The sequence below is a fragment of the Actinoplanes sp. NPDC051411 genome, from assembly GCF_040682075.1.
GTDB lineage: Bacteria > Actinomycetota > Actinomycetes > Mycobacteriales > Micromonosporaceae > Actinoplanes.
In genome coordinates, this window is record NZ_JBFBAD010000231.1 from 1 (window position 1) to 9,375 (window position 9,375).

10 protein-coding genes are annotated in these 9,375 nt (G+C 69.7%); 5 read left to right on the forward strand and 5 right to left on the reverse strand.

Annotation, left to right across the window (positions count from 1 at the left end; genetic code table 11):
* Positions 1 to 211 precede the first annotated feature (211 nt).
* Complete coding sequence (locus tag AB0M88_RS51890; RefSeq protein WP_364115596.1) at positions 212 to 1,732, reverse strand: ROK family transcriptional regulator; 1,521 nt, start codon at positions 1,730 to 1,732, stop codon at positions 212 to 214.
* A 319-nt stretch (positions 1,733 to 2,051) separates the two neighbouring features.
* On the opposite strand from AB0M88_RS51890, the gene AB0M88_RS51895 reads away from it, so the two are divergent.
* A complete protein-coding gene (locus tag AB0M88_RS51895) occupies positions 2,052 to 3,425 on the forward strand; it encodes a hypothetical protein (protein WP_364115599.1) in 1,374 nt (457 codons plus the stop codon).
* Entirely contained in the window at positions 3,422 to 4,588 is a 1,167-nt protein-coding gene (locus tag AB0M88_RS51900) for a hypothetical protein (protein WP_364115602.1), read from the forward strand. Before AB0M88_RS51895 ends, AB0M88_RS51900 begins: the two co-directional genes overlap by 4 nt.
* A 178-nt stretch (positions 4,589 to 4,766) precedes the next feature.
* Here AB0M88_RS51900 and AB0M88_RS51905 read toward each other — a convergent pair whose 3' ends face one another.
* Together AB0M88_RS51905 and AB0M88_RS51910 are read right to left on the reverse strand one after the other, a co-directional pair.
* Positions 4,767 to 5,423, reverse strand: coding sequence for a M15 family metallopeptidase (locus AB0M88_RS51905; RefSeq protein WP_364115606.1), 657 nt, complete (start codon positions 5,421 to 5,423; stop codon positions 4,767 to 4,769).
* Positions 5,404 to 5,553, reverse strand: a complete 150-nt coding sequence (locus AB0M88_RS51910; RefSeq protein ID WP_364115609.1) for a hypothetical protein — start codon at positions 5,551 to 5,553, stop codon at positions 5,404 to 5,406. The genes AB0M88_RS51905 and AB0M88_RS51910 overlap by 20 nt, the downstream gene beginning before the upstream one ends.
* A 275-nt stretch (positions 5,554 to 5,828) precedes the next feature.
* Between AB0M88_RS51910 and AB0M88_RS51915 the strand changes: the two genes are divergently transcribed.
* A complete protein-coding gene (locus tag AB0M88_RS51915) occupies positions 5,829 to 6,797 on the forward strand; it encodes a hypothetical protein (protein ID WP_364115612.1) in 969 nt (322 codons plus the stop codon).
* On the opposite strand, the gene AB0M88_RS51920 is transcribed toward AB0M88_RS51915, so the two are convergent.
* Both AB0M88_RS51920 and AB0M88_RS51925 read right to left on the reverse strand, forming a co-directional pair.
* Entirely contained in the window at positions 6,772 to 7,293 is a 522-nt protein-coding gene (locus AB0M88_RS51920) for a hypothetical protein (RefSeq protein WP_364115614.1), read from the reverse strand. The two genes, AB0M88_RS51915 and AB0M88_RS51920, sit on opposite strands and share 26 nt — an antisense overlap.
* 19 nt (positions 7,294 to 7,312) lie before the next feature.
* Positions 7,313 to 8,125 (reverse strand): nucleotidyltransferase, encoded by an 813-nt coding sequence (locus AB0M88_RS51925; RefSeq protein ID WP_364115617.1) that lies wholly within the window; start codon positions 8,123 to 8,125, stop codon positions 7,313 to 7,315.
* 129 nt (positions 8,126 to 8,254) lie between these two features.
* On the opposite strand from AB0M88_RS51925, the gene AB0M88_RS51930 reads away from it, so the two are divergent.
* Entirely contained in the window at positions 8,255 to 9,028 is a 774-nt protein-coding gene (locus tag AB0M88_RS51930) for a cyclase family protein (RefSeq protein ID WP_364115619.1), read from the forward strand.
* On the forward strand, positions 9,025 to 9,375 hold a 351-nt coding region (locus tag AB0M88_RS51935; RefSeq protein WP_364115622.1), incomplete at its 3' end, for a thiamine pyrophosphate-binding protein. The genes AB0M88_RS51930 and AB0M88_RS51935, both read left to right, overlap by 4 nt.

Here is a 9,375-nt window from a genome sequence, read left to right on the forward strand (position 1 = left end):
CCTTCGGGCCCAGGGCGGCGATCATGCGTTCGTCGACGGGGACCGAGCAGAGCTTGTCGGTGATGTCACGGCCGGGCGGCGGTGTGCCGTCGATACCTCGATGCTGGCCCTTCGGCGACGGATCTTCCAGCTTTACAAGATGGTCATTATGTTTACGGGTCCAGCTTGTAGACCGGAGCCCCGGGGAGTTGCTGGACGCGGGCCGGCGGAGCTAGTCCATGACAGTCAGACGAAGCAGCGCCATCGCCGCGGCCGCGCGGGCGCCATCCACGGCCGCGTAGCGCTTGTAGGTGACTTCGCAGTCGTCGAACGCGGTGGAGAAGGCGTTGACTCGCATCGCCTGCAGCATGCTTTCGTTGAATCCCGTGCCGATCGGCTTGTCGTCCGGCTGGAGTCCCTCGGGGCTGTAGACGACGATACGGCTCGGGTTCAGGAGGTTTTGCAGTCCCGCCAGGCTCGCGCCGACCGCCGTGCCGGCCCGCCGGAAAGTCTGCTCGGAAGCGGGCCAGTCCTTTTCGGCGTGTTTCATGGCGTCGTGCAGGTCTGGCACCTCCCTGGGGGAGAGGCTGGACCGGATGCGCTCCACGATCGTCGTCATGCCGGCCACTGCCTCCAGGCATCCGTGGTGGCCGGCCCGGCACACGTCTGGCACCGGTTCGCCGGGGACGCCGGGGTCCGCCGGCACCGGGAGATGGCCGAGCTCACCCGCCGACCCGTGTACGCCGTGCACCAACGACCCGTTGACGATCACGCCGCAGCCCACGCCGTCGGACACCAGCACCGCCGCGGCGTTGTCGACACCGGTCAGGTCGCCGAATCCTCTCTCGTAGACCGCCAGCGCGTTCGCGTCGTTGTCGACGATGACGGGCATCCGGAGCTCCTGGCGGAGCCGGTCGCCCAGTGGAGCGCCGTTCCAGTCACCGGTGTAGCCCGGAGCGTTCACGACGACACCGGTTTCGGACTGGACATGGCCGCCGATCTCGACGCCTAGACCGAGTGCCGGACCGCCGATATGTGGATTTGTCGCCACCAGGCTCCGGACCAGCTCGGCGATGACCGTCGTAGCCGCCACGACGTCGACCGGCCCGGTGAAATGTCGCACCACAGCCTCGCCCATCTGTCGTGCGCCGCGACCGACCAGCACGCCCGTGATCTCGGTGGGAAGGACCTTCACGCCTATGGCGTGCGTCAGCATGAGGTCCGCGCGCGGCCCCGACAGGGCCTCGGCCCCTTCCGCCAAGGGCGAGTTCTCCAGATAACGACGGCCACGAGGCGTCACGTCCCAGGCGTTGCTGCGCCACTCCCGGCGGCGCCAGACGACACCCGAAGAGAGCAGGCGACGGCCGACGCGGCTGACCTCGGTCTCGTCCACGCCGAGGCGAAGGGCGAGATCCTGGTTCGACAGGCCGGGCTGTCGGGCCACGGCGACCAGGAAGCGAGCGGCGTGGCTGTTCGGATCAAGGCCCAGTTGCAGACCGGACGGCAGTCGTTGCAACGCCCAGTGCGCGGCGTCGATCAGGCCGAGGAGCCGGCCGCGGGTTTCTGACCGGTCGGCCTCGCTCACGTTCGAACCCGGATGCCGGTGGAAGAGCCATTGCAGTCCGCGCTGGGCCGCTTCGAGGGTGGCGCCGTCGCCTGTGAGTGACGCGTCGGTGACCAGCATCGCCAGCGCGTTGAAGTGTCCATCGGTGATGGCCGGCTGGTCGACGATCTCTCTCGTCAGCCGGCGCACCTCGGCGAGTCTCTCGGTGCCCTGCGAGGTCCCATCCATCGCGTGCTCCCTGGTGCTTCGGAGGAAAGGCGCCTGGAACCTCAGGATGTACGAGGTGTCAAGTGGCGTCAAGTGAGCACCGAAGATTAATTTCGCGAGGCGTACACATGGCCGATCATCCGACAGCCTTTCCGGCCGAGCGCGCGTGTCGTTCCGGCTTTACGGAAGATAGTCTGTCAATGCGAAATCGATTGGCCGGTCAGGAGTGATCATGGGCCACGATGCTGAATTCCGGTGGGATCGACTGGGTGGTATGTCGTCTGACCCGGCTCACTTGTTCATGGAGCTCTACGACTTCCTTCCGGATAGTCGTATACGCGACAGATCAATTCAGCGGTGGCGCAAGGAGGCCGGCGTCCGGGCCGGCGCCGAGGCAATAGAAATCGACGTTCTGGGGCACGGTCAAGTCGATCACGAAAGCATTCGGAATATCCTGAAGGTCTTCGACGACCGCGATCTCTTCACGCTTCTCCTCGGTCTGGACGGCGCGCTGGACAACGTCAACGTCTCCGCCGTTCCGATCGAGGAATGTTCCCTCCAGCGCATTGCGACCCGATATGCCCAGACGGGGTTCTTGAACGACCCGGCCGCGGTCCCGGGCATGCTGCTGCCTCGGTGCTCGTACCCGGCCAGGCCGCGGGGAGAAGAGCAGAAGGCCGACTTCTTTCGCGTCCATTTCGTGCCGCCCGGAGCCGGGCTGGATCTCCTCGACTACCGCCGCGTCCGCCGGCACAGCGTCGCGCCCCTCGACCCTGAATATCCCGCGCCCGTCGGGTGCGCCCCTCTCCTCGCCACGTACGACGAGCTTGAGGTTGCCATCGATCTGGATGTGGATCCCGCCGCCTACCGTCTTTCTCCGGCCCCTCTCGGCCCGACCGTTGTCGATCGAATGAGGACGATCATCGGGGCGATGGACGAAGGTGGCGTTCGCATCGGTGTGATGCCGGAAGGATGCCTGTCCGAGGAGATAGTCGAGAAGTGGCAGGCCGTCGCGCGTGAGACGTCACAGCCGGAGAGCACGCTGGACTATCTTCTGATCGGCTCCGGGCCGGTGGGCGGCCACAATCCACCGTTCAATCGCGCAGTGCTCATTCATCGGCACAGCGGTCAGATTCTGATGACGCACGACAAGATGCATCGATTCACCATCGACCGCGAGATGGCCGCCAAATGGAAGATTCCCGGAGCGCCCGGGGACCGGTGGCTGGAGGAGGACATAGCGACCGGCGACCGGCTCGGCATCCTGGACCTCGGACGGGTCCGGCTGGCCGTGCTGATCTGTGAAGACCTCAGCAGTAGCTTCGCCTTCGATCGCGAGATCGCCGCGGTGGGTGTGTCGACGTTGCTCGTGCCGATCTTCGCACGGCCGATCCGGCCCCACCACTGGGAGACCTCCGGAGCGCAGCGGCTGGTCAATATGACAGGTAGCTGGATCGTGGTCGCCAACAGTCTGGTCGTGACCGGCGACGACGGGCACACCTGCCTGGTCGCCGGTCCGGGCGACCCCGACCGGGAGACCCACGACGTCAGGCTCCAGTACGGAACCGCGACCTCGGCCAAGGACATCAGCCTGGTCGCTACGAAGGACGGTCCGGTGCTGCCGACCATCCTGGGCGGTGGCGGGCGCCTGGGCTGGCGGGGGCACGAGGCATGAAAGCCCGCCTATCGGCGAACGGGCGGAAGCCGACCATCGCCAGGGCGGTTCAGGCCGTGGTCGCCGCCGCGGCACTGGTAGGCATCGTGCTGATCGGCTTGTACTCGGCGACCCCGGCCGACCGGGGGCTTACGCGGCCGTCGATCTTCGGTGTTCTGGTCGCTTCGGCCGTGGCATCGGCGGCGACCGGCGCCCTCATCGGGTTCCTTTTCGGGGTTCCGCGCAGCCTGCAGGAGTCACGTGCCCTGGCCCAGCCGAACGACGGGGCCGAGCGCAGCTATCAGGTCAACACCAACCTTGAGCAGATCTCCGACTGGATCACCAAGATTCTGGTCGGCGTCGGGCTCATTCAGCTCGGACGCAGCAGCGACTCGACCGGCCGCCTGATAGGCAACATCGCCGCCGGAATCGGAGGCCGGCCGTCGGATCGGGTGATGGCCGGAGCCATTCTGATCATGTTCCTGATCTTCGGTTTCCTCGCCGGCTATCTGCTGACGCGGCTGCTCATGCTGCACGCCTTCACGGTGGCCGACAGGTCGGCCGTGGTCGCCGTCGTGGAGGCGAACATGCACCGGCAGCAAGCGGCGGACGCGGAGGCGTACAGCCTGGTGGCCAGGACCCTGCATCCGCCGCCGGGCTCGTCGTTGCCGGCCCCCGAGCAGCTGGTCGAGGTTCTGACGAAGGCATCCGCCATGGTGCGGACACAAGTGTTCTCCATGGCCCGCAATCAGCGGCGGGCGGACGAGCAGACCGCGGAGGGGCGGGGCAAGCTCCACCGGGCGATCCTGGTCTTCAGTGCCCTCGTCGCGGTCGAGCCGCAGCATCACCGCAATCACAGTCAGCTCTCGTACGCCCTGCGGTACAGCGACCCGCCCCAACTCGAGGAGTCGGAACGGGCCATGACGACGGCGATCGCCAGCCGGGGCTCCGCCCGTGAGGCCGGATGGCTCTTCTACGAGCTGAACCGGGCCGCCGTCCGTATCGAGATCGACGGTCAGATGGCGGCGGCGGCCGGTCCCGACCGGGTGGCGGAGATACTCGCCGACCTCCACGCGGCCGCCCGTAATCCCGAGGTGGCGGCCGAGATCAGAAAGGACCGCTCGATCCAGGCCTGGCTTCGGGTGGCGGCCCCCAACGATCCCACCCTGCGGGCGCCCGGCTAGCTGGGAGGTTGTTGCGGGGACGGGTGCCGATGCGGCTCAGCGGGGTGCGGCTCGGCCGGACCTGCGACCTACGACTCGGCACTCAGGAGACGGCCGGCCGGATGCGACTGCTGGGGATGCACCCGCCGGCCCCTGGTCACCGTGCACGCCGAGCGGCTGCCCGGGCCGCTGGGCGAGTTCACGGCAGTCTGAGCACCTGACCGGGGACGATCTTGTTCGGGTTCGGGCCGATGACCGTCTTGTTCAGGTTGTACAGGGCCTGCCAGCCGCCGCCGATGCGCAGCCGCGCGGCGATCGCGGACAGCGTGTCGCCGCTCTTGACCACGTACTTGCCGGCCGACGGCGGGTCGGTCACGGAGTGCCGGGCGAGCGCCGTCATGTCGTCGGCGTCGTCGGGCGAGCCCATGAACTCGAAGTGCATCGGGTCGCGGTGGTCGCCCTTGTAGTGGCCGCCCCAGGCGAACCCGTACCGGCCCCACAACTGGGGTACCCACGACGGCAGGTCGGTGTGGGCCTTGCCGTCCCAGGTTTCCGGGTTGAGGTTCCAGTTCAGGTCGACCGCGAGACCCCACGAGTGACGGCTGGGGACGTTCTTGCCCTTGATCGACCGGTTGTTGAAGCCCCCGCACTGTTCCGGGTGCAGCTTGTAGCCGCGCCGCTCGGTCTCGTCGAGCAGAATGTCGATCAGGGCGGCGACCCGCTTGTGGACGTTGACCTTGGTGCCGGACCGGTCGGCCTTGACCCGCCGCATGTCGGCCGAGCGGTCGACCGGCCAGCCGTGGCCCCAGCCCTTGTCCTGCGGGCTCTTCGAATAGTCAGTGATCGAGAACCGCATCGGACACCTCCTCGGGCTCCGGCTGGTCGCTGTGCTCGCCGTCCTCGCCGTCGTGCTGGGGCGGGGCCGGGAGTTGATCGTCGTACAGGTCGAGCCGGCCGGCGTCGCCGGCCTCCTTCGTGTCGGGCATCGGTTGGCCCTCCTTTCGCCGATGACGGGAGGGCCGGCCGGGGCCGGATACATGGCCGGGCCGGCGAACCCGCGGCGGCGCGGCCTTCGCCCGCGGCGAGCTCCGGGACGGTACGCGCGGACGACCGGCCGCCCGCGTCCCGGTCGTCGAGCCGGTTCCGCGCGGCGGCGCAGAATACCGGTGTCAGCCGTACCGAAGATCGTCGATCCAATCTAGGCTGTCTTCCGTAACACGGGTGGGCGGTGCACGGCGCCCCGGAACGCGGAGGTGCCAGCTTGACCGGCCAGTTCGACGAGGGCGTGCCGCCCCAGCCGCGCCGCCCGGAAACCCTCGGCGACCTGCCGAAACCCCAGCCGGTTCTGAACGAGCCGACTCAGACCCTGCCCACGGTCGAGCCCTTGAAGGTCGCCGCCCGGGCCGTGATCGTCTATCAGGAGACCGTCCGCCGCCCGTGGCGCCTGTGGGCCTTCACCGCGGTCCTGGTCGCGCTCACCGTCGGCGTCATCCTCGGCCAGACGGTCGCCTTCGAGCCCACCTACCGCTCGAGCGCCAACGCGAACGCGGCGGTCGTCCCGTCCCCGCCGGTCGTGTCGTCGCCGGCGCCGGCGCCGTCCTGGCCCGACGCCGCCCACCGCGTGACCGCCCCGCTCGGCAGGACGAAGGCCCGCACGCTGATCCTGACCGGCACGTCCGCGGTCCTGCACGTCCGCAGCGCCGACCTGGGCAAGACCCTCTACGACATCGCCACCACCGACCGCAGCGCCGTCCCCCGGCTGACCAGCGCCAAGCAGGCCGCCACGCTCGAACTGATCCCGACCGGCGACGACGGCACCCGGGGCGCCGACATCCAGCTCAACTCCCGGGTCGCGTGGACGCTCCGGCTGGCCGGCGGGCTCAACGAGCAGAGCATCGACATGCAGGCCGGCGGCCTGGCGGCCCTTCAGCTCAGCGGGGGCAGCGCCCACACCGCGATCCTCCTGCCGCCGGCGAAGGGCAGCGTGCCGCTGTCGGTGAAGGGCCCGCTCGGCGACCTCACGGTGAGCAGCCGCACCGGCGTGCCGCTCCGCCTGAAACTCACCGACGGCGCCCATTCGGCCGTCGTCGACGGCAAGGCCTATCCGTCGGCCGAGGCCGGCACCACGGTCACCCCGGCCGGGTGGTCGAAGGCCCGGAACCGGTACGACCTGACCACCACCGGCCCGGTGACGGCCGCGCTGATCACGACGACTCCGCCGCCCCGCTAGGCCGGACGGGCAGCTTCGGCGGGCCCTGGCCGAGCGCCGCCCGCATGGTCTCGACGCAGCGTTTGCGGGCGGCGTCCACGCGCCGGCGGTCGTAGTGCTGCTCGAGGTTCATCTCGGCGTCGGTGGTGCGGACCGGCTTCTGCCACGCCTCTTTCATCTGCTCGCCGACCTCGGCCTTGGCCTCGTTCGCCAGCCGCCGGTAGGCCGCGGCGACCGCGGGCGCCTCGACGTCGAGCAGCGCCTGGTGGAACGCGAGCCGCGAATAGATGCGGCTCACCTCCTCGGTGAGCTGGTGGCGGCCCTCCAGGGTGCCCGGGCGCCGCCGGATGCGATAGGGCATCTCGGCATAGTCCTCGACGACGCTGAGCGCCTCACCGAACGTCCGGGCCCGCCGCTCGCGGCGCGCGGCGCGCCGGTTCAGCGCATAGGTCAGCAGCGCGGTGAGCGCGGCGCCGAAAATCGCGATGACCGGCGCGAGCACCGCCGTCGAAGTCATGCTGGCAACCGCCCGGGCGTCAGATCTCGTGCAGGACGTCGACGATTGTTCCAGCCGTGCCGGCCTCCCATTGATCGGGGCGCGGGCCGAAGAGCCGGTTGATGCCGTTCTGGCACGGCAGATCGTCGAGGGGGGACCGGCGCAGCCAGCCGAGCGCGCCCCGGTAGGCCTCCCCGAACGTGGGCGTCCGGTAGACGTCGTCGGGAACGTTGTAGAGAAGGCACTCGAGCAGGTAGGACGGTGCGGTGCCCTCGGCGAGCATCCGTTCCCGCTCGGCCAGCTTGCGGACGCGTTTGACCGCCCGCACGACCTCCTTGAACCGGCCGCCGGTGCGCCGGTCCTTCGCATCGCCGTTGCGCCGGTGCTGCTTCGGGAAGTTGACGATCGCCCGGCCCTGCTGGTCGCGGAAGAAGACCCCTTGCTCGCCCGCCAGGCGGTATTCCGTCGCGACCAGGATGTCGACCATCTCGCCGAACAGCGAGTCGGGGTCGTCGACGTTGACGCACCGGCGGCCCATCCGCACGTGGTAGGACTCGCCCAGCACGGCGAGCACGTCGTCGCGGAACTCCTCCCAGCCCGACTCGAGCGGGGCCTTGAGCATGAGGACCAGGTCGATGTCGCTGGACTGCTCGATGTAGGTGCCGTTGACCCGCGAGCCCTGCCCGAAGATCTCGTACGGCCGGCCGTCGAGCAGGGGGGACCGGCCCAGCGCCCGGCGCAGCTCGCGCTCGGCCCAGTGCAGCAGGAACGCGTCGGGTTGCCCGCTGCGGGCGACCGCGCTCGCCTCGTCGACCGCGCGGCGCGCGACCCAGGGCCCCGCCGTCATGGTCATGCTGCCAATTATGCCCCTCCGGCCGGCCCCGCCGGTTTCGGCGGTTCCGGCACTACGCTCAGGACGGCGATCTTCGGGCGGGCGAAGGATGCGCGAGGATGCGCGGACGAATGAGAGTGTGGGGAGCCCATGAGCGTTCTGCAGAGCCTGGTGTCCGGACTCCGCGGCGGCGGGATCGAGGTGGTCGATCTGACCGCGCCGCTGTCGGCCGAGACCCCGATCCTCAAGCTGCCGGAGCCGTTCGCCGACACGGCGACGTTCAGCCTTCAGGAGATCAGCCGGTACGACGACCGCGGGCCGGCCTGGTACTGGAACAACATCCACACCGGCGAGCACACCGGCACCCACCTCGACGCGCCGGTGCACTGGGTGACGGCGAAGGACGGCGAGGACGTCTCGCAGATCGCGGCGCGGAAGCTGGTCGCCCCGGCGGCGGTCATCGACGTGTCGCACCGGGTCGCCGGCGACCATGACTTCCTGCTCGGCATCGACGACATCCGGGCGTGGGAGAACGAGCACGGATCGCTCCCGGCGGGCGGGTGGCTGTTCATCCGTACGGGCTGGGACGCGCGCTCGAACAGCCAGGAGGCGTTCCTGAACGCGAACGAGACCGGCCCGCACACCCCGGGCGTCTCGGTCGAGGCCGCGAAGTGGCTGGCCGAACAGGCGCCGATCATCGGGGTCGGGGTGGAGACGGTCGGCACCGACGCGGGCGCCGCCCACTCGTTCGACCCGGCGTTCCCGTGCCACACGTTCGTCCTCGGGGCCGGGAAGTACGGCCTCACCCAGCTGCAGAATCTGCGCCTGCTCCCGCCGACCGGCGCGGTCGTCATCGCGGCACCGCTGCCGATCGTCGGCGGCTCGGGCAGCCCCACCCGGGTCCTCGCGCTCGTCGAGCGATGACCACCGTCGCCGACGAGGTCGGCCGGACCCTCGCCGAGCTGGGCGCCGACCACGTCTTCGGGGTGGTCGGCTCGGGCAACTTCCACGTCACCAACGCCCTGGTCGCCAACGGTGTCCGGTTCGTGGCCACGCGCCACGAGGCCGGGGCGGCGACGGCGGCCGACGCGTACGCCCGGGTCAGTGGCCGCGCCGCCCTGGTCTCGGTGCACCAGGGTTGCGGCCTCACCAACGCGATGACCGGTATCGCCGAGGCGGCCAAGAGCCGTACGCCCATGGTCGTTCTCGCCGCCGAGCCGGCGGCGACCGCCCGGCGCTCCAATTTCCGGGCGAGAGCGTCCTGGTCGACC